The following is a 26124-nucleotide window of genomic DNA, read 5'->3' on the forward strand; positions in this document are numbered from 1 at the left end:
AATGTCGGTTCGTGGGCGGGTTCGGAATCAATCCTCCTCGCCATCGGTCAGAATCCGCATCGCCGCGCCGTCCAGATCGTCATATTGACCGCCGCGCAGCGCCATAAAGAAAGCACCCAGCGCCACCAGTCCGCACAGCAGGGCCAGCGGGATGAGGAGAGCTAGGCCGGTCATTTCGCGCTGTCGTTGAGACGGAGGGCATTGGCGACCACGACCAGCGAGGACAAAGACATGGCTGCCGCCGCCACCAGCGGTGTCACCTTGCCCACGATCGCGAGCGGCACTGCCACTATATTGTAGCCGATGGCGAGCGCGAAATTCTGCTTCACCACCCGCACGGTGCGCCGCGCGGCGCGCAGCGCAATCGCAACCGGCGCCAGCCGGTCGCCCAAAAAGACGATATCGGCGGTAAGCTGGCTGGCATCGCTTGCCGATGCGGGTGCCATGCTGGCGTGCCCGGCGGCAAGCGCAGGGCCGTCGTTGAGCCCGTCGCCGACCATCAGCACCTTCTGGCCCTGTGCCTCCAGCCTCTCGAGAAGCGCCAACTTGCCCTCAGGCCGAAGCCGGCCGATCGCCGTCGTCGCGGTCGCGCGCGCAATCTCCTCCAACGCCTCGGGCCGGTCGCCGCTGGCGATCAGCGTCCGAAGGCCAGCAGCACGCAGCACGGCCAGCGTCTCGACCGCATCGGGCCGCAACGCATCTGTGAAGGGGAGCAGATGCACGCCCGTGCCGCGGCGATATTCGCTCGCCAGCTCGAGCAGGGTGATGAGGCTGCGCGGCCGGGCGAGCGATACCGGCACGCCGTGATGGTCAGCAAACAGTCCCTCACCCGGCACCTCGCGGATCGCGTCGAGCGCAGCGGGACATACCCCTTGCGCCTCCAGCGCCTGCCGCAGCGCGATGCTCAGCGGGTGGCGGCTGGCCTGCGCCAGCGCGAGGAGGATGGAGCGATCCTGCACGTCGAGCCGGTCGAGATGACGCGGAAGGGGGCGGCCGAGGGTCAGCGTGCCGGTCTTGTCGAAAACAGCCTCGGTCGTTTCGGCCAGCCGCTCCAGCGCGGAGCCGTCCTTCACCAGGACGCCCTGCCGCATCAGCGCGCTGCAAGTCACGATCTGAGCGGCCGGGACGGCGAGCCCCAGCGCGCAGGGGCAGGTGATGAGCAGCACCGCAACCGCGATCAGCAGCGCTTGGTGCACGCCCGCGCCAGCGATCATCCAGCCGGTGAAGGACAGGGCGGCGAGCAGGTGGACGCAAGGCGCATACCAGCGTGCGGCCCGATCGGCGAGGCGGACATAGCGCGACTTGCCCTGTGCCGCCTCCTCCATCATCCTGGCTATGTCGGCGATGACCGTGTCGGCACCCGCCGCCGTCACCTCGACCGTCAAGGGATCGGCGACGTTCAGTGCTCCGGCCTGCACAATATCGCCGGCGCTGACGCGAACGGGCGTGCTTTCTCCAGTCAGGAACGAAATGTCCAGCCTGGTATCACCTGACAGGACGCGCCCGTCCGCCGCCAGCCGCTCTCCCGCCGCGACCAACATACGCATCCCCGGACGAAGCGCTTCGGCTTTCGTCCAGCGGCTTTGCCCCGCCCCATCCATCACCAGCGCGCCCGGCGCGGTCTGCTTGAGCAGTGCCGCAACGCCAGCGCGCGCGCGACCACGCATCATGCTGTCGAGGCAGCGCCCCGCCAGCAGGAAGAAAAGCAACATCACCGCCCCGTCAAACCAGGCATGGGCACCGCTTGTCGCGGTCTCGTAAAGGCTCATCCCTGTCGTTAGCAGCACGCCGATACTGATCGGGACGTCCATATTGGTACGTCCGTGCCGCAGCGCCGCCCAAGCGGAACGGAAGAAAGGCAGGCCGGCATAGGCGACGGTCGGCAGCGCGATCAGCGCGGAGAGCCAGTGGAACATCTGCCGAGTGGCACCCTCCGCGCCCGACCAGACCGAAACCGACAGCAGCATGATGTTCATGGCGGCGAAGCCGGCGACAGCAAGAGCGCGCAGGAGCGTCCGGTTCTCCGCCGCGGAGACATCAACGCCCGGGTCGGCCAGCGGCTCCGCCTCGAAGCCAAGCGAAGCCAGCGCCGCCTTGAGCTCTGGCGGGCTCAGCGCTGGATCATGGCGGATCGCGACACGCCTGGCACCCATGTTGACGCGGGCGGATTGGATGCCAGTCACCTTCGGCAAGCCATTCTCTATTTTCGCGATGCAACCCGCGCAGTGGATACCGGGAACGGCGAGCAGGCTTTCGCATGTTTCGGCCTGCGGAGCCGGTTCTGGGAGGAGCGCTCGCGTCGCCATCAGTCGATCTCCCGCAGCAGATGCTGCTCGCTGCCGCCGTGCCGGACATCGAGGCGAACACGCCAGCGGCCGGCCGGCAAGCCAGTCACGCTGACATAGCGGCCCGGAGCGGTCTCATGGAAAGCGAGCGGAATATCGGCGGCCCGACCCAGCGGATGCTGCGCGACTGCCCCTACCGTCCCGCCCCCAACCGGCGCCCCGGCATAGTCGCCCAGCGTCAGCACGACATGACGCGCGCCATCGGTCACTACGTCGTCCTTCCAGCGAAGCCCGTCCTGCGCCCGGGCAGCGGCCAGCCAGCCATTGAAGCGCTGGCTCGCGACGTAGCTGTTCTCCACCACCGTGCCGCCGAAAGAACGTACCGCAATGGTGGCCATCAGCACATTGACCGCAATCACCACCGCGAAGAAGGCGACCAGGATCCCGGCTATGTGCCAGCCGGTGAAGCGGGGGGCGGGAAGGTTGCTGGACATCATTGAGGCCTTTCGAAACGGGCGGGCTCGCTGTCGCCGCCGCCTTCGCGGTCAGTGGCGCGCACGGCGAAGCGGAAGTCCTGACGCTGCGGTCCGGCGCCGGGCAGGGCGACGAACAGGCGCACCCTGGCGACGCTGTCGGCGGGCACGGTCGTGACTATCGCCGGCAGGGCCTGTTCGCGTGTCATGCCGTCGGTCCAGAGGCGCGCGCCCGATAAGCCCTCGACCGTCACCGCCATGGGGCGGGGCCGCGCCTCCATATTTCGCAGCTTCACCGTATAGGCGTTGCGAACCATGCCGTCAGACAGGCGTACCGCGATCGGATTGCGGTCCTGCTGCACACTGATGTCGATGCGGGCGCGGGCACCGAGCGCGAACAGCATCGCTATCCCGATCCCGCACCAGAGCGTCAGATAGGCGATGGTGCGGGGGCGCAGCAGTGTCTTCAACACCGGCCGGGGCGCACGCCCTTTCCTCTCCGCCTCCGCATCCTCCTCGGTGCAATAGTCGATCAGGCCGCGCGGCCGCCCGACCTGCGCCATCACCTTGTCGCAGGCGTCGATGCAGAGGGCGCAGGTGATGCAGCCGATCTGCGGCCCTTCGCGGATGTCGATGCCGGTCGGGCACACCGCGACGCACTGGTTGCAGTCGATGCAGTCGCCATAGTCGCCCGGATGCGCCTCCGCCTTCTTCAGGCTGCCGCGCTGCTCGCCGCGCCAGTCCTTGTAGGTTACGACCAACGACTTCTCGTCCAGCATAGCGGTCTGGATGCGCGGCCAGGGGCACATGTAGATGCACACCTGCTCGCGCATGAAACCGCCCAATATGAAGGTCGTGGCGGTGAGTACGCCAACGGTCGCATAGGCGGCGGGTGCAGCGGTGCCGGTCCAGAATTGCTGCTGGAGCGTCGGCGCATCGGCGAAATAGAAGATCCAGGCCCCGCCCGTCAGGAACGCGATGACAAGCCAGACGCTCCATTTGGCCAGGCGTTTCGCCAACTTTGCGACGGTCCAGCGTGCCTTCGCCAGCCGGATCTGCGCGTTGCGGTCGCCGTCGATGAACCGTTCGACATGCTGGTACAGGTCGGTCCACACTGTCTGCGGGCAGGCATAGCCGCACCAGGCTCGTCCGACCGCCGACGTAACGAGGAACAGCCCCACTCCCGCCATGATGAGCAGGCCCGCGACATAATAGAATTCCTGGGGCCAGATCTCGATCGCGAACATGTAGAAGCGCCGGTGGGCAAGGTCGACCAGTACAGCCTGGTCGGGCGCATAGGCTCCTCGGTCCCAACGCAGCCACGGCGTAATCCAGTAGATGGCAAGCGTCACCGCCATCGCCGCCCATTTGAGGCGGCGATAAAAGCCGTCGACCGCCTTGGGATAGACGCCCTTGCGCTTTTCATAGAGCGCGGCGGAGCCGGCGGGCATCAACATGACGCTTACCGCCTCAGCAGCCGTTGAGGTTTATTTCCCCGCATCGCCCGCCCCTTCAACAGCCGCCACGACTGGCAGCGTTTCGCCGCCCCCCAGGCTATGGACATAGGCGGCAAGCATACGCACTGTCGCCTTGTCGAGCTTGTCGCCCCAGCGGGGCATCACGCCCTGGCGGCTGGTCCAAACGGTCTCCCGGATCGTCTCGGTGTCGCCACCATAGAGCCAGATGCCGTCGGTCAGGTTGGGCGCGCCCAGCGCGCGATCGCCGTGTCCGGCGGGCCCGTGACAGACGGCGCAATTGTCGGCGAACAGCTTGGCGCCGAGCCGCGCCGCCGCGCCCGGCCGATCCTGCCCGCTGATCATGCGGACATAGGCAACGACATCGTCCACCTGCGCCGGGGTCAGCAACTGGTCCCGGCCGAAAGCGGGCATCTGGGACATGCGGGTAGCCGCATGATCGGGATTGCGGACACCGTCGAAGATCGTCTTCTCGATCGTCGCGAGATCGCCACCCCACAGCCAGTCGTCGTCATTGAGGTTGGGATAGCCCTTCGACCCCGCCGCGCCCGACCCATGGCATTGCACACAATGCACCCGGAACGCGGCACGCCCACCCTCGACCGCCGCCTGCATCAGGTGGGGCTTGCCGGGCAGCGCCTCGATCGGCGTTTCGGCGATGGCCTTGCGGATGGGGGCCACCTGCGCCTCCCGCTCTGCCAGCTCATTGTCCAGCGCGTGCCGGCTCGACCAGCCGAGCAAGCCCTGCGTGGCAGTGTGGATCATCGGCCAGGCGGGATAGGCGATGGTGTAGGCGATCGCGAAGAGGATGGTAGCGTAGAAGGTCCACAGCCACCAGCGGGGCAGCGGCGTGTCCAGCTCCTGGATGCCGTCCCATTCATGCCCCTTAAGCTCCGTGCCCGTGGCTGCGTCGATAGGTTTTTCGTCAGCCATGATCGGCCTCCGTCTCTTCGCTATTCCTGAAGATCATCCTCGCGGCGGCGCGGCTGCGCGCGCCGCGTCGGGGCAGGAAATGCCACCCCACCAGCACGAGGTAGCTCGCCCCCATGAAGACGAGCCCCCAGCTATCGGCGAAATGCCGCAGCGTGTCATAGCTGCTCATTGCTCCACCTCCTGCGATTCGGCGGCGTTCACGTCGACCAGCGTGCCCAGCATCTGGAGATAGGCGACCAGTGCATCCATCTCGGTCAACTTGCCCGGATCTCCGTCGAAGTCGCGCACCTGCGCCTTGGGATAGCGCTTCAAAAGATCGGTGGTCTCGGCGCTCGGATCGGCCTGCGCAGCAAGGTCGGCATCGGCCTTGGCGACGTCGTCCTTGCTATACGGCACGCCGACGTCGGAAAGCGCCGTCAGGTGTGCGGCAATGTCGCCCACCTTCAGCTCGCGCTCCGACAGGAACGGATAGGTCGGCATGATCGATTCCGGCACGACGCGCCGTGGGTCTTTCAGATGCTGGACATGCCATTCGTCCGAATAGCGGCCGCCCACCCGGGCCAGGTCCGGCCCGGTGCGCTTCGACCCCCATTGGAACGGATGGTCGTACATGCTTTCTGCCGCCAGGCTGTAATGGCCGTAGCGTTCGGTCTCGTCCCGGAACGGGCGGATCATCTGGCTGTGACAGTTGTAGCAGCCTTCGCGGATATAGATGTTGCGGCCCGCCAGCTCCAGCGGGGTGTAGGGGCGCACCCCTTCAACCTTTTCGATCGTGTTGTCGATCCAGAAGAGGGGAGCGATCTCCACGATGCCGCCGATAGCGACGACGATCAGCGCGGCGATGCCCAACAGCGAGACGTTCCGCTCGAGCTTGCCGTGGTCGAAAAATCGGGATGCCATGGGGCGTCTCCTTATGCGGGCTGGGCGATCAGCGGCTTGTCGGCCGCCGGGTCATAGGCCGCGTCGTGCATCGGCTTCTCCCTGCGCAGGGGGCTGCCGGCGATGGTGCGGCCGATGTTCCAGGCCATGATGATCGCGCCGGAAAGGTAGAGCAGGCCGCCGGCCACGCGGATGAGGTACATGGGCAGCATGGCGCTTACGACCTCAGAGAAGGCGTAGACCAGATAGCCATCGGACCCGTATTCGCGCCACATCAGCCCCTGCATGATGCCCGCGACCCACATCGACGCGGCGTAGAGGACGATCCCAAGTGTCGCGAGCCAGAAGTGCCAGTTCACCAGCCGCAGCGAGTAAAGCCGCTCCCGCTTCCACAGGCGCGGGGCAAGATAGTAGAGCGCCGCGAAGGTGATCATGCCGTTCCAGCCGAGCGCGCCCGAGTGGACGTGGCCGATGGTCCAGTCGGTATAGTGGGAGAGGCTGTTGACCGCCTTTATCGACATCATCGGCCCTTCAAAGGTCGACATGCCGTAGAAGGCCAACGCCATGACCATCATGCGGATGATCGGGTCAGTGCGGATCTTGTCCCACGCGCCATTCAGCGTCATCAGGCCATTGATCATGCCGCCCCAGCTCGGCATCCACAGCATGATCGAAAAGACCATGCCCAGCGTCTGCGCCCAGTCGGGCAGCGCGGTATAGTGCAGGTGGTGCGGGCCCGCCCAGATGTAGAGGAAGATCAGCGACCAGAAGTGGATGATTGACAGGCGATAGCTGAAGACCGGCCGCTGCGCCTGCTTGGGCACGAAATAATACATCATGGCGAGGAAGCCGGCGGTGAGGAAGAAGCCGACCGCGTTATGGCCGTACCACCATTGGGTCAGGGCATCCTGCACGCCCGCGAAGGCGCTATAGCTCTTCGAGCCCAGAAAGCTGACCGGCACCGTCAGGTTGTTGACGATATGCAGCATCGCGATCGTCAGGATGAACGAAAGGTAAAACCAGTTCGCGACATAGATATGCGGCTCGCTGCGCTTCAGGATCGTGCCACCGAAAACCACGAGGTAGGCCACCCACACAATCGTCAGCCACAGGTCGACATACCATTCGGGCTCGGCATATTCGCGGCCCTCGGTAATACCCAGCAAGTAGCCGGTGGCCGCCAGCACGATGAAGAGCTGGTAGCCCCAGAAGACGAAGTTGGCGAGCGCGGGGGAGAACAGCCGGGCGCGGCAGGTGCGCTGAACCACATAGAAGCTGGTGGCGATCAGCGCATTGCCGCCGAAGGCGAAGATGACCGCCGACGTATGCAGCGGCCGCAGCCGCCCGAAGCTGGTATATTCCAAGCCCAGGTTCAGCGCGGGGAAGGCGAGTTGCAGGGCGATATAGAGACCGGCAAGGAAACCGGCGAGGCCCCAGAAAAGGGTGGCGATCACACCGCAGCGGATCACATCGTCATAATAGCGCCCTTGGTCGGCCGGCATCCTGACCAGACCCCTCGCAAATCCCGCATAATCGGCGGTACGCATCCCATAAATGGCGAGTCCAAGCGCCGCCGCGCTGACGATCCCCATATGAAAGGAAAAGCCGCTGTCGCGCGCCGCCAACATGGCCGCGAAGGCGACCAGCGCCAGCGCAAACCAGCCGCCTGTCCGCATTACCAATCTGTCCATGGACCTGTCCCCGCAAAAGGCCTGCGGCGCTCCTTGGGAAAGGTGCCGCCCTTGTGCCCTGACCTCTGTCAAAAGCGGTGCGACGGGTCTTTACGGGAAAATGCGTAGGCCGTTTGTCTAGGAGAAATGATGCGAGTTCGGCAATAAATCGCTCGAACCGCCTTTGGCATGACGGTGCGGAAATATCCCTCTACGGCTTCACGCAGCTTCCGCCATCGCCTGCAGTGCCGGCTTGTTCAGCAGCCGCACGCCGCGGCGCCCGATCAGGTCGATAACAGCTTCGCGCTTCAATTCGGTCATCTGGCGCGACACCGTCTCAATGGTGATGCCCAACACATCGGCGATCTGCTGGCGCGAAAGGGGTAGCGCGATCACGTCGTCCCCATCCGCGCGTAGCCGCCTTCCCATGTCGAGCAGGAACGTGGCGACCTTCTCCCGCGCGGTCTTCCGTGCCAACAGCAGCATCCAGGCGCGGGTGCGGTCAAGGTCATCCAGCGTGCGCTGCAACAGGCGGTGCTGCAATTCCCCGTGCCGCATGGCGAAACCATCGAAGCTGCCGCGCGGAAACAGGCACAGTCGCGCGTCGGTCAGCGCCGTCACGCTATGGGGCGTCCTCACGCCAAAAGGGCGGCCGATGAAGTCAGAGGCATAGACCACGCCGACAATCTGCTCGCGCCCGTCGCCTGTGGACGTGGCCAGCTTCAGGGTGCCTTCGATCACATTGGCGACGATCATGCTATCGTCCCCCTCCCACATCACCGTCTGCCCGGCCCGCAACGTGACCCGCCGTCCAAGGAGGCTCAGCGCGTCGCGATCGCTATCCTTGAGATCCGCACAGATGGCCTGGTCGCGCACGACGCAGGCTGCGCAGGACCGGCTGCCGCAGGACCGTGCCGGGGTCTGGAAGGCGGCATTTTGCGCCACGTCAAATCGCATATCCATGTCCGCTGGATGACGAGAGCGCAGGCCGCAACCTATCCGTAAATGTCCCTAGCGGCGAATGGCGTCAGGCAGATGGAACCCGGAATGGCGGGCCTGATTGTGTTCCCATCTGTGGTGGTGGTTCGCCCGCATCCCATGCCTCACCCTGCATGAAAGGCGATACGCAACGCCTCGGCTAGACTCTTCACTTCTAGCTTCTGCATCAGGTTGGCGCGGTGGATTTCCACCGTGCGTGGGCTGATCCCGAGGTCGTAGGCGATGGTCTTGTTGGGCAGCCCCTGCACCAGCCCGTCCAGCACGTCACGCTCCCGATCTGTCAGTATGTTGAGCCGCGCGCGGGCCTCTTCCGCGCGCGCCATGGCACCGCGCTCGGCCAGGGACAGCGTCTTGGCGGCCTCTATACAGGCCAGCAGCGCCGCCTTCTCGAACGGCTTTTCGATAAAGTCGCTGGCGCCCGCCTTCATCGCTGCGACCGCCATGTCGACATCGCCATGGCCCGTCATGATGACGACCGGCAGGGTGATGCCCCGCGCGCGCAACTCCCGCTGCACCTCCAGCCCGTCCATGTCAGGCATGCGCACGTCCAGCAGCACGCAACCGGGCGGCAGCGCGCCGGCCTCCTTCAGGAATTCCAGCCCGCCTGTGAACAGGCGCACCATATGGCCGCTGGTCCTGAGCATGAAGGACAGCGAGCGCCGGATGGCCTCGTCATCGTCCACGACATAGATGGTGTAGGGTTCGCTCATGCCGGTCTTCCGTTGCTAGTCCACCGCGTCCAGGGTGAAGTGGAAAGCGGTGCCGCCCCATGGCGAGGGCGTGGCCCAGATGCGACCGCCATGTCCTTCCACGATGGTCTGGCTGATCGAAAGGCCAAGGCCCATCCCCTGCGCCTTGGTGGTGACGAAGGGCGTGAAGAGCGTGCGCGACATTTCGGGGTCCAGCCCCGGCCCGCTGTCGGCGACCACCACCTCCACGCGGCCGCGCTCGGCCAGGCTGGCGGTCAGACGCAGGATACGCGCCGGGCATGCCTGCATCGCCTCCACTGCATTCTTGACCAGGTTGATGATCACCTGCTGCAACTGCACCCGGTTGACCAGCACCTTGTCCACCGGTTGATCGACGCTGATGTCGATATCGATCCCCCGGCTGTCCGCGCCGATGAACGCCAGCGCGACGCCCTCGGCCAGCACGCCGCGCAGCGGCTCGGGCTGGCGCATCGTTTCCCCCTGGCGGATGAATTCGCGGAGCGACCGGATGATCTCGCCCGCGCGCAGCGCCTGGTTCGCGCTTTCATCCATCGCCTCGCGCAGCATATCACGGTCGACCGGCCCTTCCGCATCCAGCAGGTCGCGCCCGGCCTCCATATAATTGGCGATCGCCGTCAGCGGCTGGTTCAACTCGTGCGCCAGAGCGGAGGCCAGCGTGCCCATCGCCGTCACGCGGCTGGCATGGGCCAACTCCGCCTGCAGGTCTGCCACCCGCCGCTCTGCCTGCTGCCGTTCAGTAAGGTCGCGGATAAAGCCGGTAAACAGCCGCCGCGTCCCGTCCTGCACTTCGCCGACCGACAGCTCGATGGGAAAGGTTGAGCCGTCCCGCCGCCGGGCGCTGGTCAGCCGGCCGATGCCGATGATCCGCTTTTCGCCCGTCGAAAGATAATGACCGATATAGGCATCGTGCCGTTCGCGATCCGGGGATGGCATCAGCATCGAGATATTCTCGCCCAGCACGTCGCTTTCGGCATATTGGAACATGCGCTGCGCGGCCGCGCCGAAGGACACGATGTGCCCGGCCATGTCGATCACGATCAGGGCATCCGGCACGGTGGCCAGGATCGATCCCAGCAGGGCTTGTTCCAGGCTGTTCGCGCGCGCGCTCAGCCCCTCCGTCTCGTCGTCCGCCACCGCCATGCCGTGACCATGCCGCTCTTTCAGTGCGCCAGCAAGAGCGGGATCGGCGTGTCACGCAGCAGGCGATGAGTTACGCCACCAAACACCGTCTCGCGAAGCCGGCCATGGCCGTAGGCGCCCATAACTGCCCAGTCGATGGCAAGCGTCTCAATGGCGTGCATCAGCACGTCATCGACGGACTCTTCCCGCCGCGGGCAGCTTCGCAACTCGGCCTCGATGCCATGGCGGGACAGATATTCCGGCGCATCGATGGCGGGGAAAACTTGCTTCTCGGTTTCTTCGACAGTCACGACCAGTACAGCATCCGCCAGCTTCAACAGCGGCATAGCGGCGCGCAGGGCAGCAGCCGCTTCCTGCGACCCGTCCCATGCGACCATCGCGCGTCCGGTGACCGGGAAGCGCGCGGCTGCCTGCGGCACGCCCAGCACCGGCAAGCGACCACCCAGAGCAAGGTCGGGCACGATCGCAAGCGGGTCGCGCAGGCTGCGGCGCGCCCCTTGCGGCAGGGTCGCGACGATCAGGTCCGACAGCCGCGCGGCGGAAAGGATGCCGCTCACGGCCTCGCCCTCGCACTGCAACCAGTCCCACTGTACGCCCTCGCGCGCCATCCGCGTTTCGACTTCGGCCTGCGCCTTGCGGTCAATATCCCGCAGCTCCGCCATGATGGTCGGAGCGAAGCCCGCGCCGCCATAGAGATCGGCCGCTACGAGATCGGGCAGCATCGTCACCTGGACGCAGCGGATGTGCGCACCGGTCGCCCGTGCGATGTCGAAGGCAGCCTGCAACCGGCCTTCCTGACCCAGATCGTCATGGATATGAAGCAGTACGGATTTCATGGCTCCGGCCTTTCCGAGCGGATGCTTCCAATGTCTTCTGATTAGGAGCCAGCCAGGCATCGCACCATCAGGGATAGTCCTTATTTCCTCAGGTGCCGGCAGATCCGAAAAAGAGGCAATGACATGGACGACGATACGCCTGGAACTGGCCCGCTCGAAGGGCTTCCCCAATGGCTCGGCGGCACGCAGCTACGTGCTGCGCCTGCCGTTGCGGAGCGACGGGTTGGTCAACGAACAGGAATATCGAACCCATCCCGAACTGGCGACCGCCCGCCGTTTCTGGCCGAACGAGCCGGATCGGAGCGGCCACCTGCTCCGCACGCCTGATGGGTGGGTGCTGTCCTACGCTCCGGGGGAAGAGGATGACGAACGGATATTTCGGCTGGATGCCCACGCCATCCGTCCGGGCAGCTACCTGACGCTGACGGAGCCGGACGGCGACCAGCTGCCCTTCCTGGTCAAGGGCCTCGCGCCCGCCTGAACGAAAGGACATGGCTATGATCCAACTCGAAACCCGCGCCGGCTTCAGCTTCGCCGTGCGCCCTGCTACGCCTACCGATGCCGAGGCGGTGATCGCCTTCTTCGAACGGGTTTCGGACGAGGACAGGCGCTTTCGCTTCCTGTCCTCCATCCGGCATCTGACGGCGGCGCAGGCGAAGGACATCACCGATTTCGACTATCACCGGCGCGAGACGTTCCTAGCCTTCCTGCCCGGCACGGACGAGATCATCGCGGCTGCCACGCTAGCAGCCGACCAGACCGGCGAGACCGCCGAGGTCGCGATATCCATCGACGCAGACTATAAAGGGCGCGGCATCGGCTGGACGCTGCTCGACCATGTAGCGGCCGAGGCCCGGCACTGGGGCATCCGCCGGCTCCGGTCGATCGAGAGTCGGGAAAACCACGCCGCGATCTCGCTGGAGCGGGAAACGGGCTTTTCCGCGCGCGTCGTCGAGGGCGATGCGACGCTGGTCATGCTGGAGCGTTGCTTCTGAGGGGAAGTGCGGATCGCAACCCGCGCTACCGCACGATATCCATACAAAGCCGCAAGGTGGACCTGAAGATCAGATCGTTATTGCCTGCGTACTGTGTGCCAAGTGCACGGTGCTCTCGTCCAGTCGGGGATTGAGGAAAGGAAGCTCACCCCCGGGTGCATATTGGCGCTAATCCGGCACTGGAGGTCGTAATCCTCAATGCCGAAGATCGCGAGGCATATGCCAAGATATTGGCCGGACAACGCGGACGGGCCTGTCCGATCCATCAGCGGGGGGCCTGAAACATGGGTCGAACGATGCAGGGTGCCGTCTTAAAAACGGCACCCTGCTTGCGTCAGAAGCGCATGCCGAGCCCTACCCCGAAGACCAGCGGGTCCAGGTCCACATGGACGTTCTGCACACCCGCCGCAGTGGTGCTGAGCCGCGCATTGGTGTCGATGTCGATATATTTGATGTCCAGGTTCAGGAAGACCTTGTCGGTGAGATCGATGTCCACGCCCGCCTGCGCCGCCCAGCCGAAGCTGTCGGACATGTGCACTTTGGTCTTGCCGACCGCGCCTTCCAGAGCCGTGGAGGGGTCCTCATTGTAAAACAGCGTGTAGTTGATACCGGCGCCGACATAGGGACGGACCTTGCCTTCCGGCACGAAATGATATTGCGCGGTCAGCGTCGGCGGCAGCACCCAGGTGGAAGCGAGCTTGCCAATGCCGCCGGTCGTGCCAGTTCGACCGCTGGCGCTGTGTTTGGTGGTGGCGGCGATCAGCTCGAAACCGATATGGTCGCTTGCCATATAGGTAAAGTCGATCTCCGGCGTGATCGCGTTGTCGATGCCGACTTTCTCGCCCGGGAAGCCGGGCAGTATGCTGCCGCTCTTCTCATTGGGCGCGACCATGATGCCGCGCAGGCGGATCAGCACATCGCCCTGCTTCGCCTGCGCTGGCGTGGCGAGCGCGCCGGCAATGGCGGCGGCGGCCAGCAATAGGACTGTCCTGTTCATAGGGGTCTCCTTCCCTTCTGGTTGGTGACTGCCCTTTGCGCTCCATCGGCCGATGGGACATTGATCCGGCGCAATGCGCCATTTGACATGGCGCAATGTGCGGAGGCCGTGCCTGTGCGATCTCGCCCGCATGTGGACCTATCATCCCGATCTGCTGAACCGACCGGTGCCGCGCTACACCAGCTATCCCACCGCTGCCCAATTCAGCGATACTGTGGGAGAGGCCGAATTGATGGCACGGCTGGACGCGTTGGAGGCGGACACGTCGCTCTCCCTCTATGTCCATATTCCCTATTGCCACGACATCTGCTGGTACTGCGGCTGCAACACCGGCGCGGCCAATCGCATCCAGCGCCTGACCGCTTATATTGAGGCGCTGGAGCGGGAAATGGCAATGATCGCCACGCGCCTGTCCGGCCGCGGCCAGGTTCGGCGCATCGCCTTTGGCGGCGGCAGTCCGAATTCCCTGCCGCTGGTCGATTTCGTCCGCTTGTTGCAACATCTGACCCGCTGTTTCGATGCGCATGATGCGCAGATTTCAGTCGAGTTGGACCCGCGCCGGCTGGACAATCAGTGGATCACGACGATGGCGGCCATCGGGGTGCATCGCGTCAATCTGGGCGTGCAGACCTTCAACCCGGCGGTGCAGGCGCGGATCGGTCGCATTCAGCCACACGACCTTGTGAAGCGCGCAGTGGAGGGTTTCGCCCGCGCCAGCGTGGCGACCGGGTTCGACCTTATGTACGGCCTGCCGGGACAGACCATTGATGACCTCATCGCCACGCTGGACGCCAGCATCGCGATGGCGCCTGCGCGGATCGCGTTGTTCGGCTATGCTCATATGCCTCGCCTGCTGCCGCGCCAGCAGCGGATAAACGCCAATGACCTGCCCGACCTGAAAACCCGCTTCACGATGGCAGCGCGGGGGCACGACCGGCTGGTCTCCGCAGGATATCAGGCGATCGGCTTCGACCATTTCGCGCTGCCCGGGGACCAACTGGCGCAATCCGAGCGCGATGGGCGGCTGCGGCGCAATTTCCAGGGCTTCACCGATGATGACGCCGACATACTGGTCGGGATGGGGGCCAGCGCGATCAGCGCATTTCCCGACCTTTTGATCCAGAATGAGAAGCGCGCCGGGGCTTGGCGCGAGCGGATCGCCGCCGGCCGGCTGACCGCCACCCGTGGGCTGATCCGCGATGGGGAGGACCGGCGGCGGGGGCGCATCATAGAGGCGCTGCTCTGCCGGGGTGAGGCACATCCAGGCGCGACGCCGATGCCCGATCTGTCGGACTTCGAAGCGTTGGGGTTGGTCCAGCGCAGCGAGGGGCGCATAGTACTCACGCCGGCCGCCCGTCCCTATGCGCGCACCATTGCCGCGCGGTTCGACGCCTATCTGGCGGTCGAGGAAAAGCGCTTCAGCCATGCGGTCTAGCACGGCCTGGCTGGCGATTGTCGCTTGCCTCAATCTGGCGGCGGGAGCGCTGCCGGCACCGGCAGTTGGGCGCGCCATCCCGTTTTGCGGGACGCCACCGCCCGGCTTGGTTCAGCCCAGCCAGCGCCGCTGGCCAAGGGAACCCGCGCCGGGCAGCGCCTGTCATGTTCTGCTTTGCAACGCCGATCGGGAAAGGCGCGGCGGGTCCAGCGATCCGCTGACTCTAAAAGAGTGACCGGTTCCAAGAAACAAAAACTCGCTCGCATGGCACCTTCCCCCGCAAAATCCTTGTCGTCTACGGCTCGCGCGACGAGTTTGTTGGGTCCATGTGGGGACCGGAGGCGCCGCTCGCGACGGGATCCGTACACAAGCTGCGAGATCTGTTCGGCACTTCCGCCCCGGTCGTCCCCGGCCGGATCTACGGCCGTATCGAGGATGGTTCGGCACGGATGCTGATCACGCCGAATGTGATACGCGCGCGGCTGCATCAGTCCTCAACCGGCATTAGCCCTGCATTCTTACGGCCAACTGCCGAGTCTCGCTGCGCCTGATCCAGATCGTCTCTCCGCTGGAGGATGGCACCTTGGCTGTTGCGATGACGCGGGCGATTGTGGCAACGTCCGGCTGTTTCCTTCTGTTCTTGGCTGCCCAATATGGCGTCCTGGCGCTTACGGGTCACCTGCTCCTGCCGGCCGAGGGTCTGCGCGTGATCTCCGCAATCGGCTTCATGGTGTTCATCGCCGTTGCTGGTATCTTCGGGGCAATATCCAGACGTGTGCTCGGTTCGACCGTGCCGGGAGCAATTGTGTCCGGTCTGTTCGTGACCTGCGTGCTTGTCGCTACACAACCGATCGGAGCCTGACATGAGCCGTCAATCTCCTTGCCGCCAGCCCATCGCGCAAGACACGCCCCTGCCAACAGATACGCCGCACCCGCAACCCATTCTACAGGTCCGACCATGACTTCACCCGAAAGACAATTCCCGACCCATGAGCCGCCGGTCTACGATCTTGCTGTTATCGGTGCCGGCATAAATGGCGCCGGGATCGCGCGCGATGCCGCCGGTCGCGGCGCACGGGTGCTGGTCCTGGAGGCAGGAGACATAGCCCGCGGCACATCCTCCGCTTCGACCAAGCTGATCCATGGCGGCCTGCGTTATCTTGAGCATTATGAATTCGGGCTGGTGCGGGAATCGCTGGCCGAGCGCGAACGTCTATGGCGGATCGCTCCGCATGTCGTTCGGCCGATGCGTTTTGTCTTGCCCTATCGGCCAGGCCTGCGTCCGCGCTGGCTGCTGCGTATGGGCCTGTTCCTCTACGACCATATCGGCGGCAGGCGCGCCCTGCCCGCTACACAAACGCTTGATCTTCGTGCGCACCCGGCTGGCGCGCCGCTGAAGCAGGGCTTTAGGACTGGCTTCGCCTATTCCGACTGCTGGGTGGACGATGCGCGCATGGTCGTACTGAACCTGCGCGATGCGGCTGACCGGGGCGCAACGGTTCTGACCCGAACGCCGGTGACCAGCCTCGTGCGCGAGGACGACCGGTGGCGGATCGGGACGTGGAACGGCGCGCGCCATGCTGCGCGGGCGGTTGTCAATGCCGCTGGGCCCGCTGTGCTCGACGTTCTGCGCCTTGCAGAGGAACGCAGGGGTCGAAAGATGCGCCTGGTGCGAGGCTCGCACATCGTCGTGCCGCGGCTGTTCGATCATGATTACGCCTACTTTTTTCAGCTGGCGGATGGCCGCATCTTTTTCGCCATTCCCTACGAGCAGGACTTCACCATGATCGGTACGACCGACGCCGACCATAGAGGCTCGCTTGACGGCGTGACGCCGGACGACGCAGAGGTCGCTTATCTGTGCAAAGGTGCGAACGGCTATTTCCAAAAGCAGATCACACCGGCGGACGTCGTGTGGCGCTTTGCCGGCGTGCGTCCACTGGTTGATGACGGATCGGGCCGCCCGGAAGCGGCAACGCGCGGATACCGGCTTGATCTGTCGGACGCGGCAACGGGACCGCCACTGCTGAGCGTATTCGGTGGCAAGCTCACCACCTACCGCCATCTGGCGCAGTCGGCGCTCGATCTTCTGGCCAGCCGGATGCCTGAACTGCACAGCGGAGACTGGACCGGGGGCGCCCCGCTGCCCGGCGGCGATTTTGCCATGACCGGTGTCGCCGGACTGATCGAAGACCTGATCGCCGCCTATCCCTTCGTTCAGCACGACTGGGCAAGCCGCCTGATCACGTCATATGGAACGCTGGCATGGAAAGTGCTGGGCGATGCCCGGACCTTGCCGGACTGCGGCACGCATTTCAGTCACGGGCTGACGGCCCGCGAAGTGGACTATCTGATTGATCGGGAGTGGGCGCGGCAGACCGATGACATATTGTGGCGACGCAGTAAGCTGGGCCTGCGCCTTTCGGCGGCAGAGGTAGAGAATCTCGACGCGTATCTGCGTGCGAGAAGGGAAGGCGTGCAATGAAGTCCATCCTCGCAATCGACCAGGGCACCACGTCAACCCGCGCCCTGATCATCGATGCCAACGGCCAGGTCGCAGCGCGTGCGCAAGTCGAGCTGCCCCAATCCTATCCCCGCCCCGGCTGGGTCGAGCATGATCCCGAAACGATCTGGCGCGATGTCGTTATGACGGGAAGCCAGGCCCTTGCAGAGGCAGAGGCAAGGGGTCTTAACGTCGCGGCGATCGGCATTGCCAACCAGAGGGAGACATTCGTCCTATGGGACCGCTCCTCCGGAAAGCCAGTGCATCCAGCCATTGTCTGGCAGGACCGCCGGGGTGCGGACCTATGCGACAAGTTCGCAAGCGAAGGCCTGGAAGAAGAGGTTTGCGCGATCAGCGGCCTCGTCCTCGATTCCTACTTTTCGGCAAGCAAACTGGCTTGGCTGCTCGATACGATGCCCGGTCTGCGACAAAACGCCGAGGACGGGAAGATCGCCTTCGGAACGATCGACTGCTATTTGCTGTGGCGGCTGACGCGGGGACGTGTCCACGCCACCGATCCCACCAACGCGGCCCGTACCTTGCTGTTCGACATCGCCCGCATGGACTGGTCCGATGATCTGTGCCGCCTGTTCGGGGTTCCGCGCGCAATACTGCCGCAAGTGCGCGACAATGATGCCCAGTTTGGCGTGGCCGACGCATCGGTGCTGGGCAAGGCGATCCCGGTGATGGGCATGGCGGGGGATCAGCAGGCCGCCTTGATCGGGCAGGGCTGCCTTTCGCCTGGCCGCGTGAAGATCACTTATGGCACCGGTGCATTCGGCCTCATGCACACCGGCGAGTCGATCAGTCGATCCCGGCATCGCTTGCTGAGCACGGTGGCCTATCGAGCGGAAGGGCGCACCTGCTACGCGCTCGAAGGATCGATCTTCGTTGCGGGGGCCGGGGTCCAATGGCTTCGCGATCGGTTGGGGATCATCGCCACGGCCGAAGAGACCGAAGCGCTTGCCCGCAGCCTTCCCGGCAATGATGGCGTCTATCTCGTTCCCGCCTTTGCAGGGCTCGGCACGCCACACTGGGATTCCGCCGCTCGCGCCCTGCTCTGCGGCATGACCCTCGGAACCGGAGCGGCGCATGTGGCGCGCGCGCTGCTCGAGGCCGTCGCCTATCAGAGCGAGGAGTTGGTTGGCGCGATGCGCGCGGATAGCGGCCTTCGTGCAGACCTTATCCGCATCGACGGCGGCATGGCGCAGAATGATTGGCTCTGTCAGTTTCTCGCCGATGTTCTGGCGTTGCCGATCTCGCGGCCGGCCAATGTCGAATCCACAGCGCTTGGCGCTGCTTTCCTCGCGGGTACTTCCGCGGGTATCTGGTCATCATTGGCCAAAGTGCCCGCGCCAGATCACGATGCCGATTTCGAGCCGACGCTCGATCAATCAGATCGCGCGTGCCTGCTTGGCGGGTGGCGCGATGCCGTGGCGAGGGCGCGGCATCCGGCCTACCAATAATTCTCCAGTGCCTTTTGGCATCGCGACTGTGCGGCGATGACCGGTGCCCGCGGCGCGTCGTCGAGATGGTCCAGGATTTGCGAACTCGCCGTCCCACGCCAAACTGCTCGAATGTCATTGCTTCCGTAATCGGCCGGACTTCCGGTCCGGCATCGCAAAGCCGCTGCTCCTGCCTGGCCGCGCCATAACCTGCCTGATGAAGCCGTTCAATGAGCGCAAATGAACGAAGAGCATCATGATGGAGGATTCAGCTCTCAATAACGCGGAATACTGCCCCACTCCCTGCATCCCGCACCAGGTCGACACGCTTTCCATCCCAATGATAATCGAGATGGCGCCCTTGCACCGGATTTGAGGCGCAGTCCGGATAGAAGAGCGCGGCGCACTCGCCTCCCATGTGCCGGACGCTGGGATAGGCGATCCCATTCGAGCCAGCACCGCGCAGGCGCGATCCAAGCTGTTGAGCCCCGACATAGCGGTCGGGATCGACGCAATCGGCAAACATATCGCTACATCCACGCAAATCGTGGAGGTCGGCATCAATCGTGAGGATGATCTCCCGGAATTGCGAGGTCCATCCGGCCGACTCCGCCGTCCTGGCCATGAAGCATCCATGATGATGGATGGTCTCGAACAGTGCCGTTTCGTAGCTGCGCGCGACGTAAAGGACGCCATAATGGCCGGTTGAGAAGCGGCTCGGGCGATCGGTGCTGACATGGGTGAACGGCGCCATCAGAAAGGATGCGCCAGCGCCGCCAACGCGCCGTTCCGGCGGCACGAGGTCGATGTTGCCGATCGACATCATGATACGCGAGTTCGTCTTTTGCTCGGCTGAAAGAAGGAGGGGCCAGTCGGCCGGGTCGGCAATATCCTCGAACAGGTCGATCGGCGGATAGAGGCTGCGGATGATTCTGACCGCTGCCTCCCATTCGATCCGGTTGACCGGCGGCGCTGCGGCGCTCGTCACCAGGCGCCGCGCTCTGCATCGAGATAGCGCCGCACCCGCATGATGTCGGTCAATTCACCGCCCAGCATGACCGCAAGCGCGCTTGCGCCCCCAAAAGCGGCGTTGGACGCATTGATCCAGTCGTAGCCGCGCTGCGGCTCCTGAAAGATAATCCGGAGCGCTTTGTGGATGCCCATGAGGTTGGAAAGCCGGGCGAGCCCGTCGCGCGAGATACGTCCCGGCCCTGCCGCCTTCCAGCGACGGAAGCTGCGCACCGGCATGTCGGTCAGAATGGCGGCCTGCTCATCGGTGACGCCCCATTTTGCGAACAGGTTCAGGGCCGCGCGAAACATCGCGCCCCCCTCCTCCTGGGTCATCGGCTCCGGGCGGAAGGGAGCCGGAGCCGTGTCGATCGGTTGGAGCGTGATCATATGGCATTATATAGAATAATTCATGCCATATGGCAATATCGATCCTCGGGTTTCCATCAGATACAAACCACGCCAATGGCTTGCCCCAGCGCAAAGGATGCGCAACGATACGCCATGACCCCAGAGACGATCGTGGATCCCTGCGCCCAGTCAACCGCCGAAACGGTCGTGCTGAACGCCCGGCCGGAGGCCATTCGCCTGTCGCCCGCCGACACCGCCGTCGTCGTCATCGATATGCAGAACGCCTATGCAAGCGAAGGCGGCTATGTCGACTTGGCCGGTTTCGACATAGCAGGAGCCGCCGGCGTCATCGATCGCATCGCGCAGGTGCTGCGGACGGCGCGCGCGGCCGGGATGCCGGTCATCTACCTGCAGAATGGCTGGGACGCCGACTATAGAGAGGCCGGGACGCCCGCTTCCCCCAACTGGCACAAGTCCAACGCACTGAAAACGATGCGCGCGCGCCCGGACCTTTCCGGCCAGCTTCTTGCGCGCGGCGGCTGGGATTATGAGCTGGTCGACGCATTAAAGCCCGAGCCAGGCGACATTCGCGTCCACAAGACGCGCTATTCCGCCTTCTTCAACTCGCAGCTGGACAGCATCTTGCGCGCGCGTGGCATCCGGACGATCGTGTTCGTCGGCATCGCCAGCAATGTCTGCGTCGAATCGACACTGCGCGACGGTTTCCACCTCGAATATTTCGGCGTGATGCTGGAGGACGCGACGCATCATCTGGGGCCTGATTTCATCCAGCAGGCGACCGTCTATAATGTCGAAAAATTCTTCGGCTGGGTGTCCACGGTCGCTGATTTCTGCGGCGCGGTCGGCCAGCTGCCTGCCAAGGAGGCCTGATGCCGTTCGATCCGATCAATCCGCCAGAGTTCCCCGCGCCGATTGCGCCCTATTCGGCGGGCGCGAAGGCGGGGAACACCGTCTATGTCTCAGGTGTACTGGCGCTCGGCGAAGGTGGCGTCGTGCTTCACATCGGCGATGCTGCGGCGCAGACCCGGCATGTTCTGGAGGTGATCAAGACCACGCTCGCCGCCGCGGGTGCAACGATGGCCGACATCGCGATGAACCATATCTTCCTGAAAGACCTGGCGGACTATGCCGCGTTCAATCAGATTTATGCCGAATATTTCCCGGGCGACAAACCGGCGCGCTACTGCATCCGGTGCGATCTGGTGAAGCCCGAATGTCTGGTCGAAATCGCCAGCGTGGCCCATCTTGGCTGAGGTTGCGGGTCTCTATTACGAACTGCACGGGCCACCCGACGCGCCGCCGCTGATCCTGTCATCGGGCCTGGGAGGATCGGCAAGCTACTGGACGCCGAACCTCCTGGCCCTTGCCCGGCACTTCCGCGTCCTCGTCTACGATCATCGCGGCACAGGACGCAGCGACCGCGCGCTGCCCGAGGTCGTCACGGTGGACGATCTGGCCGATGACATGGGGATGCTGATCGATGCGCAGGGCTGGACGCGGGCCAGCGTCATCGGCCATGCCGCCGGTGGCGTCGCAGGCCTCGCGCTCGCGCGAAAGGCGGACGAGCGGCTGGACAAGCTGGTTGTCATCAATGGCTGGGCCAAGGCCGACCCACATTTCCTGCGCTGTTTCGAGGCGCGGCTGAACCTGTTGCGCCACGCCGGGATCCAGCCCTTCCTGCGCGCTCAGCCAATCTTCCTGTATCCCGCCGAATGGATCAGCGCGCATAGCGACGAACTGGACGCGGAACTGCTGCATCAGGTCGCCGCCTTCCCCGGCGTGGACAGCATGGAAAAGCGCGTCGCCGCGCTGGCGGCGTTCGACGCGACCGGCTGGATCGGCGATCTTCGCGCACCCATGCTGGCGCTGTCGGCCGGCGACGACATGCTGGTCCCCTGGACCTGTTCCGGGCGGTTGAACGGGCTCAACCCGCGGATACACCATATGAACATGCCGTGGGGCGGCCACGCCTGCAACGTAACCGATGCCGCGACCTTCGACCGCATCGTCATCGATTTCCTGAGGAGCTAGCAAGCCATGCAGGTCGGCGTCTTTGTCCCCATCAACAATAATGGCTGGCTGATCAGCGAGAATGCGCCGCAGTACAAGCCCTCCTTCGACCTCAACAAGGCAATCGCCCTCAAGGCGGAAGAGCATGGGCTCGACTTCCTCCTGTCGATGATCAAGCTGCGCGGGTTCGGCGGCAAGACCGAATTTTGGGAATATGGCCTGGAAAGCTTCACGCTGATGGCCGGGCTCGCCGCCGTGACTGAGCGGATCAAGATTTACGCGACCTGCCCCACGCTCATCATCCCGCCCGCCTTCGCCGCGCGGATGTGCAACACGATCGATTCGATCAGCCATGGGCGCTTTGGCCTCAATCTCATCACCGGCTGGCAAAAGCCCGAATATAGCCAGATGGGCCTATGGCCGGGCGAGGCGCATTTCCGTGACCGCTACAAGATGCTCGACGAATATGCTCACATCCTGCGCGAACTGTGGGAGACTGGTCGCTCGGACTTCAGGGGCAACTATTATCAGATGGACGACTGCCTCGTCCGGCCCCAGCCGCAGGGTGCGATGAAGATCATATGCGCTGGCAGCTCGGACGAAGGCCTCGCCTTCTCCGCCAAATGGGCGGACTATGCCTTCTGCCTCGGCAAGGGCGTCAACACGCCCACCGCTTTCGCGTTCAACAACGACCGCCTCGCCGCGGCGACCGCGAAGACTGGGCGCGACGTGTCCGTGTTCGTGCTGGTCATGATCATCGCCGCCGAAACCGACGAGGAAGCGATGGCCAAATGGCGCAGCTACAACGACGGCGTCGATCATGTCGCGATCGCCTGGCTCAGGGACCAGGGTGCGGCGGACACGGTCAACGCGACCACCAACGTTCGCCAGCTCGCTGCGCCCGAAGGCGCCGTCAACATCAATATGGGTACTTTGGTCGGCAGCTACGAACGGGTCGCGCGGATGCTGGACGAGATGGCGCAGGTGCCCAATACCGGCGGCGTCTTGCTGACATTCGATGATTTTCTTGAGGGCGTTGAAGCATTCGGCACCCGAATCCAACCGCTGATGAAAAGTCGTCGTTGAGCCGCTTCCTAAGCGTTCCTGCCGCCGATGCACGTCTGCACCCTGAAAATGACTGACGGAATGGCGACACTAGCGTTGGACCGATCAGGCCGGTGGACGGTCGTCTTCGAGCAGTTCGGCCGTCCGAGACAGAAGCAAGATTGCGCGCCGTTCCAATTCCGCATCAGCGCGGACCAGCGGCATCGCTATGCCAAAGGCGCCGACCACTTCACCTCGAATGATCACCGCCTGGCCAAGGCCACGAATACCGGGCGTATGCTCCTCGTGGGTCCGCGCTATTCCGGTACGGCGGATTTCGGCAATTTCCTCCCGCAGCCCAGTGTCTGTAGTAATGGTTGTGGGGGTGAAGACTTCGCGCCGGGTCGAGGCGAAATAGAGATTCAGTTGCTCATCATCCATGGCCGCCAGGATCGCCTTCCCCGCCGCAATAGCATGCAGAGGAGCTGATGATCCGATCTGGACGGCATAGCGCAGGGCCTGCTGGCTGCTTTCGGTTACCAGCGCTTCGAGTTCCCACCCCCGTTGAATGAAGAAAGAGGCGGTTTCGTTCAATTGGATACGGAGTGTGCGAACCAGCGGCGCCACGCGTTCGGCCAAGGTAAACGCCGGACGCGGTGCCTGTAATCGCTCCAGCCCCGGACCGGGGCGATAATAGCGCCCTTCCCGCGCAAGATAGCCGCGATCCACCAGGGTGCCCAGGAGATAGGAGAGGCTGCTCACTGGTATGCCTAGAGCGGTGGCGATATCCTGCGCAATGATCGGGGTGTTACGCGAAACGACCAACTCGATGATATCGAGGGTTCGTGTCGCCGATTTGACCGACGCGGATTGAGCGTTGTCCTTCATGTCGCTCTTATAGCCAACGATCGGGTGAGAGGAAGCTCAGCGGAAAATGGTCCAGCAGCCTTTTGCACGCCGCAAAGCGGCGGCCTTCGGGCGGGACGAAAAGGTTGCGGAACGATCCGGCAAAGGCGGACCTTCGAGGTGAATAGCAGCATCGCGTTGTCGCCAAGCGCTGTATCCGGCGGACGAGAACAATGGCCACATTGGCGCACATGTATCGCGTCGTGCGACGGGCGTGCCGAGCGGACCATCCTTGGTGAAATCGCCGCCGCCCAGTCAGTGGCATCGGTGCGCAGCGCACAATTCTTCAATCGGATACAGGCCCACTCTATTTTCGGCCGCTGACGAGCGCGCGCCAACTGTCAATTGAAGCGTGGCCGAACGGCCGGTTCCCGAGATGTCGAGAATATCGGCGAAATCGACCTGACGGGAGCGATGTCCACCATTAGCCCCTAATATTCAGCACGTCGCTTTATCGTACACCACGTAATACGTGTACATGAATGATTCGTAGATATGAATTATCTCTTGTTGCCGCGCCAGTAGATATGATAGCGTATCGCTGAACAGCCCATACGCCGGGCTTTGAATATCGACGTATGAAGCGTCGTTTAAAGCGGAGGATGTCGATGGAATTCAGCCCGGTCATCGCGGATGAAAAGGCTCCATGGCCACGTGACGCTTGGTATGTTGCGGCTACCTCAGCAGAAGTCGACGATCGACCGCTTGGTCGCCAGATTTGCGGCGAACGGATGGTGTTCTTCCGCGCCAGAGACGGACGGGTTGCTGCCGTTGAGGATTTTTGTCCGCACCGCGGCGCACCCCTGTCGCTCGGTTTTATACGTGATGGCAATCTTGTGTGCGGCTATCATGGTCTGGCGATGGACTGCAATGGCCGGACGGCGGGCATGCCGGGGCAACGGGTCGGCGGCTTTCCCCCTGCCAGAACTTTCCCCACCCTCGAACGATATGGCTTCATATGGGTGTGGCCAGGGCGGGCAGAGGATGCCCATGCCGATCGCCTGCATCATCTGCCCTGGGCCGAGGATGACGGCTGGGCCTATGGCGGCGGGGTGTACCATATCCGTTGCGACTACCGCCTGATGATCGACAACCTCATGGACCTGACCCATGAAACCTACGTTCATGCAAGCAGCATCGGTCAGCGGGAGATCGACGAAGCCCCTGTTCAGACGCGCGTGCTGGATGGCGAAGTCGTCACAAGCCGCTTCATGCCCAATGTGACGGCGCCGCCCTTCTGGCAAATGGCGCTACGCGGCGCTGGGCTGGACGACAGCGCGCCCGTCGATCGCTGGCAAATCTGCCGCTTTTCCCTGCCGAGTCATGTCATGATAGAGGTAGGCGTGGCGCTGGCCGGACATGGCGGATATGATGCGGATAATGCTTTTAAGGCGTCCAGCATCGTCGTGGATTTCATCACGCCTGAAACCGAAACGTCGCACTGGTATTTCTGGGGTATGGCCCGTCAGTTCGCGGTGGATGACACTGCACTCACCAATACTATTCGCGAACAGCAGGGGGCGGTGTTCCGCGAAGATATGGAGATCCTGGAATTGCAGCAGGAAAACCTGTCTCGCTACCCTGACCGCCGCCTGCTCAAACTGAATATCGACGCGGGGGGCGTGCGATCCCGCATGATGATTGATCGAGCCATTGCCGAAGAAACCTCAACGCTGGATGTTGCCGCCTCCTAGGTTCGGTCCCATCAAACTGCTGAGCGTTATCGGCCCAATACACTGAGCGATCCGTGGTGATTGCGATCTGGGCCAATCGCCTTCCTTGCGATGGCTTGCTTCGGTGTCACCGTTATCGACGCGGATGTTAATTCCGAAAGGCATAAGTCGGTCTACGCCCGAGAGCGAAGCTTTGGCAACACAGCCGTGGACTCATCTCTAGAGAAGCATGTGACGGCCCTCAGCGGATGCTTACCATGTGTTGGTATGTATATTGGTGTTATGGTTGCGGGAGCAGGATTTGAACCTGCGACC

General features: G+C 63.8%; 27 protein-coding genes. 11 read left to right on the forward strand and 16 right to left on the reverse strand.

The genetic code is table 11. The features are described from left to right. Nucleotides 1–27: 27 nt before the first annotated feature. From ccoS to AX724_RS10425, 12 genes are all read right to left on the reverse strand, one after another. Nucleotides 28–174: a cbb3-type cytochrome oxidase assembly protein CcoS gene (gene ccoS, locus AX724_RS10370; RefSeq protein ID WP_066765985.1), complete on the reverse strand. Its 147-nt coding sequence runs from the start codon at nucleotides 172–174 to the stop codon at nucleotides 28–30. Next, nucleotides 171–2306: a heavy metal translocating P-type ATPase gene (locus AX724_RS10375; RefSeq protein WP_066765987.1), complete on the reverse strand. Its 2136-nt coding sequence runs from the start codon at nucleotides 2304–2306 to the stop codon at nucleotides 171–173. Before AX724_RS10375 ends, ccoS begins: the two co-directional genes overlap by 4 nt. Beyond that, nucleotides 2306–2779 (reverse strand): FixH family protein, encoded by a 474-nt coding sequence (locus AX724_RS10380; protein WP_156448049.1) that lies wholly within the window; start codon nucleotides 2777–2779, stop codon nucleotides 2306–2308. Before AX724_RS10380 ends, AX724_RS10375 begins: the two co-directional genes overlap by 1 nt. Then, nucleotides 2779–4215, reverse strand: coding sequence for a cytochrome c oxidase accessory protein CcoG (gene ccoG / locus AX724_RS10385; RefSeq protein WP_066765991.1), 1437 nt, complete (start codon nucleotides 4213–4215; stop codon nucleotides 2779–2781). The genes AX724_RS10380 and ccoG overlap by 1 nt, the downstream gene beginning before the upstream one ends. A 30-nt stretch (nucleotides 4216–4245) precedes the next feature. Beyond that, nucleotides 4246–5166, reverse strand: coding sequence for a cytochrome-c oxidase, cbb3-type subunit III (gene ccoP / locus AX724_RS10390; RefSeq protein ID WP_066765993.1), 921 nt, complete (start codon nucleotides 5164–5166; stop codon nucleotides 4246–4248). Further along, a complete protein-coding gene (locus tag AX724_RS10395) occupies nucleotides 5159–5335 on the reverse strand; it encodes a cbb3-type cytochrome c oxidase subunit 3 (RefSeq protein ID WP_066765995.1) in 177 nt (58 codons plus the stop codon). The genes ccoP and AX724_RS10395 overlap by 8 nt, the downstream gene beginning before the upstream one ends. Next, nucleotides 5332–6066 carry a cytochrome-c oxidase, cbb3-type subunit II gene (gene ccoO / locus AX724_RS10400; protein ID WP_066765996.1) on the reverse strand — a complete coding sequence of 245 codons (735 nt, stop codon included), beginning with the start codon at nucleotides 6064–6066 and terminating at the stop codon, nucleotides 5332–5334. The genes AX724_RS10395 and ccoO overlap by 4 nt, the downstream gene beginning before the upstream one ends. A gap of 11 nt (nucleotides 6067–6077) precedes the next feature. Then, nucleotides 6078–7736, reverse strand: coding sequence for a cytochrome-c oxidase, cbb3-type subunit I (gene ccoN, locus AX724_RS10405; RefSeq protein WP_066765997.1), 1659 nt, complete (start codon nucleotides 7734–7736; stop codon nucleotides 6078–6080). 198 nt (nucleotides 7737–7934) lie between these two features. Further along, a complete protein-coding gene (locus AX724_RS10410) occupies nucleotides 7935–8678 on the reverse strand; it encodes a Crp/Fnr family transcriptional regulator (RefSeq protein WP_066765999.1) in 744 nt (247 codons plus the stop codon). Between the two features lie 140 nt (nucleotides 8679–8818). Further along, nucleotides 8819–9424, reverse strand: coding sequence for a response regulator FixJ (gene fixJ / locus AX724_RS10415; RefSeq protein ID WP_066766001.1), 606 nt, complete (start codon nucleotides 9422–9424; stop codon nucleotides 8819–8821). A 15-nt stretch (nucleotides 9425–9439) separates the two neighbouring features. Then, a complete protein-coding gene (locus tag AX724_RS10420) occupies nucleotides 9440–10585 on the reverse strand; it encodes a sensor histidine kinase (RefSeq protein ID WP_066766003.1) in 1146 nt (381 codons plus the stop codon). Between the two features lie 20 nt (nucleotides 10586–10605). After that, on the reverse strand, nucleotides 10606–11421 hold the full coding sequence (locus AX724_RS10425) for a universal stress protein (protein ID WP_066766006.1): 816 nt from the start codon (nucleotides 11419–11421) through the stop codon (nucleotides 10606–10608). Nucleotides 11422–11539: 118 nt separating this feature from the next. Between AX724_RS10425 and AX724_RS10430 the strand changes: the two genes are divergently transcribed. Beyond that, complete coding sequence (locus AX724_RS10430; protein WP_066766011.1) at nucleotides 11540–11902, forward strand: hypothetical protein; 363 nt, start codon at nucleotides 11540–11542, stop codon at nucleotides 11900–11902. 16 nt (nucleotides 11903–11918) lie between these two features. Continuing rightward, nucleotides 11919–12416 (forward strand): GNAT family N-acetyltransferase, encoded by a 498-nt coding sequence (locus AX724_RS10435; RefSeq protein ID WP_066766013.1) that lies wholly within the window; start codon nucleotides 11919–11921, stop codon nucleotides 12414–12416. Between the two features lie 334 nt (nucleotides 12417–12750). Here AX724_RS10435 and AX724_RS10440 read toward each other — a convergent pair whose 3' ends face one another. Next, entirely contained in the window at nucleotides 12751–13413 is a 663-nt protein-coding gene (locus tag AX724_RS10440; protein ID WP_066766015.1) for an OmpW/AlkL family protein, read from the reverse strand. A 130-nt stretch (nucleotides 13414–13543) separates the two neighbouring features. Here AX724_RS10440 and AX724_RS10445 point away from each other — a divergent pair, with 130 nt between their 5' ends. From AX724_RS10445 to glpK, 4 genes are all read left to right on the forward strand, one after another. Next, nucleotides 13544–14848: a radical SAM protein gene (locus AX724_RS10445; protein ID WP_066766038.1), complete on the forward strand. Its 1305-nt coding sequence runs from the start codon at nucleotides 13544–13546 to the stop codon at nucleotides 14846–14848. Nucleotides 14849–15431: 583 nt separating this feature from the next. Next, nucleotides 15432–15710 (forward strand): hypothetical protein, encoded by a 279-nt coding sequence (locus AX724_RS10450; RefSeq protein ID WP_156448050.1) that lies wholly within the window; start codon nucleotides 15432–15434, stop codon nucleotides 15708–15710. Between the two features lie 96 nt (nucleotides 15711–15806). Then, nucleotides 15807–17333, forward strand: coding sequence for a glycerol-3-phosphate dehydrogenase (locus AX724_RS10455; protein WP_066766018.1), 1527 nt, complete (start codon nucleotides 15807–15809; stop codon nucleotides 17331–17333). Continuing rightward, nucleotides 17330–18817 carry a glycerol kinase GlpK gene (glpK, locus tag AX724_RS10460; RefSeq protein ID WP_066766020.1) on the forward strand — a complete coding sequence of 496 codons (1488 nt, stop codon included), beginning with the start codon at nucleotides 17330–17332 and terminating at the stop codon, nucleotides 18815–18817. The genes AX724_RS10455 and glpK overlap by 4 nt, the downstream gene beginning before the upstream one ends. Nucleotides 18818–19064: 247 nt before the next feature. Here glpK and AX724_RS10465 read toward each other — a convergent pair whose 3' ends face one another. After that, complete coding sequence (locus AX724_RS10465) at nucleotides 19065–19784, reverse strand: RES family NAD+ phosphorylase (RefSeq protein ID WP_066766022.1); 720 nt, start codon at nucleotides 19782–19784, stop codon at nucleotides 19065–19067. Beyond that, nucleotides 19781–20194, reverse strand: a complete 414-nt coding sequence (locus AX724_RS10470; protein ID WP_066766023.1) for an MbcA/ParS/Xre antitoxin family protein — start codon at nucleotides 20192–20194, stop codon at nucleotides 19781–19783. Before AX724_RS10470 ends, AX724_RS10465 begins: the two co-directional genes overlap by 4 nt. Before the next feature lie 114 nt (nucleotides 20195–20308). Between AX724_RS10470 and rutB the strand changes: the two genes are divergently transcribed. Genes rutB through rutA form a run of 4 tightly spaced genes read left to right on the forward strand, consistent with a single transcriptional unit; the run spans nucleotide 20309 to nucleotide 23272 of the window. Further along, the gene (gene rutB / locus AX724_RS10475; protein WP_066766024.1) at nucleotides 20309–21046 is read left to right on the forward strand and encodes a pyrimidine utilization protein B; all 738 of its coding nucleotides are present in this window, start codon (nucleotides 20309–20311) and stop codon (nucleotides 21044–21046) included. Then, a complete protein-coding gene (rutC, locus tag AX724_RS10480; RefSeq protein WP_066766026.1) occupies nucleotides 21046–21429 on the forward strand; it encodes a pyrimidine utilization protein C in 384 nt (127 codons plus the stop codon). The genes rutB and rutC overlap by 1 nt, the downstream gene beginning before the upstream one ends. Then, nucleotides 21422–22207, forward strand: coding sequence for a pyrimidine utilization protein D (gene rutD / locus AX724_RS10485; protein ID WP_066766028.1), 786 nt, complete (start codon nucleotides 21422–21424; stop codon nucleotides 22205–22207). The genes rutC and rutD overlap by 8 nt, the downstream gene beginning before the upstream one ends. A gap of 6 nt (nucleotides 22208–22213) precedes the next feature. Further along, complete coding sequence (rutA, locus tag AX724_RS10490) at nucleotides 22214–23272, forward strand: pyrimidine utilization protein A (protein WP_066766030.1); 1059 nt, start codon at nucleotides 22214–22216, stop codon at nucleotides 23270–23272. A gap of 84 nt (nucleotides 23273–23356) precedes the next feature. Here the strand turns inward: rutA and AX724_RS10495 are convergent, their stop codons facing one another. Further along, nucleotides 23357–24118: an IclR family transcriptional regulator gene (locus tag AX724_RS10495; RefSeq protein WP_066766032.1), complete on the reverse strand. Its 762-nt coding sequence runs from the start codon at nucleotides 24116–24118 to the stop codon at nucleotides 23357–23359. 620 nt (nucleotides 24119–24738) lie between these two features. On the opposite strand from AX724_RS10495, the gene AX724_RS10500 reads away from it, so the two are divergent. Beyond that, on the forward strand, nucleotides 24739–25830 hold the full coding sequence (locus tag AX724_RS10500) for an aromatic ring-hydroxylating oxygenase subunit alpha (protein ID WP_231736628.1): 1092 nt from the start codon (nucleotides 24739–24741) through the stop codon (nucleotides 25828–25830). Nucleotides 25831–26124 lie beyond the last annotated feature (294 nt).

Source organism: Sphingobium sp. CCH11-B1, from assembly GCF_001556865.1.
Lineage (GTDB): Bacteria > Pseudomonadota > Alphaproteobacteria > Sphingomonadales > Sphingomonadaceae > Sphingobium.

What these genes read in the sequence shown, in the direction of transcription:
- ccoG (WP_066765991.1), bottom strand. Translation starts at nt 4,215, where the DNA reads ATGTTGATGCCCGCCGGCTCCGCCGCGCTCTATGAAAAGCGCAAGGGC.
- ccoP (WP_066765993.1), bottom strand. Translation starts at nt 5,166, where the DNA reads ATGGCTGACGAAAAACCTATCGACGCAGCCACGGGCACGGAGCTTAAG.
- AX724_RS10445 (WP_066766038.1), top strand. Translation starts at nt 13,544, where the DNA reads ATGTGGACCTATCATCCCGATCTGCTGAACCGACCGGTGCCGCGCTAC.
- AX724_RS10410 (WP_066765999.1), bottom strand. Translation starts at nt 8,678, where the DNA reads ATGGATATGCGATTTGACGTGGCGCAAAATGCCGCCTTCCAGACCCCG.
- AX724_RS10375 (WP_066765987.1), bottom strand. Translation starts at nt 2,306, where the DNA reads ATGGCGACGCGAGCGCTCCTCCCAGAACCGGCTCCGCAGGCCGAAACA.
- AX724_RS10500 (WP_231736628.1), top strand. Translation starts at nt 24,739, where the DNA reads ATGTCGATGGAATTCAGCCCGGTCATCGCGGATGAAAAGGCTCCATGG.
- AX724_RS10380 (WP_156448049.1), bottom strand. Translation starts at nt 2,779, where the DNA reads ATGTCCAGCAACCTTCCCGCCCCCCGCTTCACCGGCTGGCACATAGCC.
- AX724_RS10440 (WP_066766015.1), bottom strand. Translation starts at nt 13,413, where the DNA reads ATGAACAGGACAGTCCTATTGCTGGCCGCCGCCGCCATTGCCGGCGCG.
- ccoN (WP_066765997.1), bottom strand. Translation starts at nt 7,736, where the DNA reads ATGGACAGATTGGTAATGCGGACAGGCGGCTGGTTTGCGCTGGCGCTG.
- rutC (WP_066766026.1), top strand. Translation starts at nt 21,046, where the DNA reads ATGCCGTTCGATCCGATCAATCCGCCAGAGTTCCCCGCGCCGATTGCG.
- glpK (WP_066766020.1), top strand. Translation starts at nt 17,330, where the DNA reads ATGAAGTCCATCCTCGCAATCGACCAGGGCACCACGTCAACCCGCGCC.
- rutA (WP_066766030.1), top strand. Translation starts at nt 22,214, where the DNA reads ATGCAGGTCGGCGTCTTTGTCCCCATCAACAATAATGGCTGGCTGATC.
- ccoO (WP_066765996.1), bottom strand. Translation starts at nt 6,066, where the DNA reads ATGGCATCCCGATTTTTCGACCACGGCAAGCTCGAGCGGAACGTCTCG.
- AX724_RS10435 (WP_066766013.1), top strand. Translation starts at nt 11,919, where the DNA reads ATGATCCAACTCGAAACCCGCGCCGGCTTCAGCTTCGCCGTGCGCCCT.
- AX724_RS10470 (WP_066766023.1), bottom strand. Translation starts at nt 20,194, where the DNA reads ATGATCACGCTCCAACCGATCGACACGGCTCCGGCTCCCTTCCGCCCG.
- AX724_RS10420 (WP_066766003.1), bottom strand. Translation starts at nt 10,585, where the DNA reads ATGGCGGTGGCGGACGACGAGACGGAGGGGCTGAGCGCGCGCGCGAAC.
- AX724_RS10455 (WP_066766018.1), top strand. Translation starts at nt 15,807, where the DNA reads ATGACTTCACCCGAAAGACAATTCCCGACCCATGAGCCGCCGGTCTAC.
- ccoS (WP_066765985.1), bottom strand. Translation starts at nt 174, where the DNA reads ATGACCGGCCTAGCTCTCCTCATCCCGCTGGCCCTGCTGTGCGGACTG.
- fixJ (WP_066766001.1), bottom strand. Translation starts at nt 9,424, where the DNA reads ATGAGCGAACCCTACACCATCTATGTCGTGGACGATGACGAGGCCATC.
- AX724_RS10430 (WP_066766011.1), top strand. Translation starts at nt 11,540, where the DNA reads ATGACATGGACGACGATACGCCTGGAACTGGCCCGCTCGAAGGGCTTC.
- AX724_RS10495 (WP_066766032.1), bottom strand. Translation starts at nt 24,118, where the DNA reads ATGAAGGACAACGCTCAATCCGCGTCGGTCAAATCGGCGACACGAACC.
- rutB (WP_066766024.1), top strand. Translation starts at nt 20,309, where the DNA reads ATGACCCCAGAGACGATCGTGGATCCCTGCGCCCAGTCAACCGCCGAA.
- AX724_RS10425 (WP_066766006.1), bottom strand. Translation starts at nt 11,421, where the DNA reads ATGAAATCCGTACTGCTTCATATCCATGACGATCTGGGTCAGGAAGGC.
- AX724_RS10395 (WP_066765995.1), bottom strand. Translation starts at nt 5,335, where the DNA reads ATGAGCAGCTATGACACGCTGCGGCATTTCGCCGATAGCTGGGGGCTC.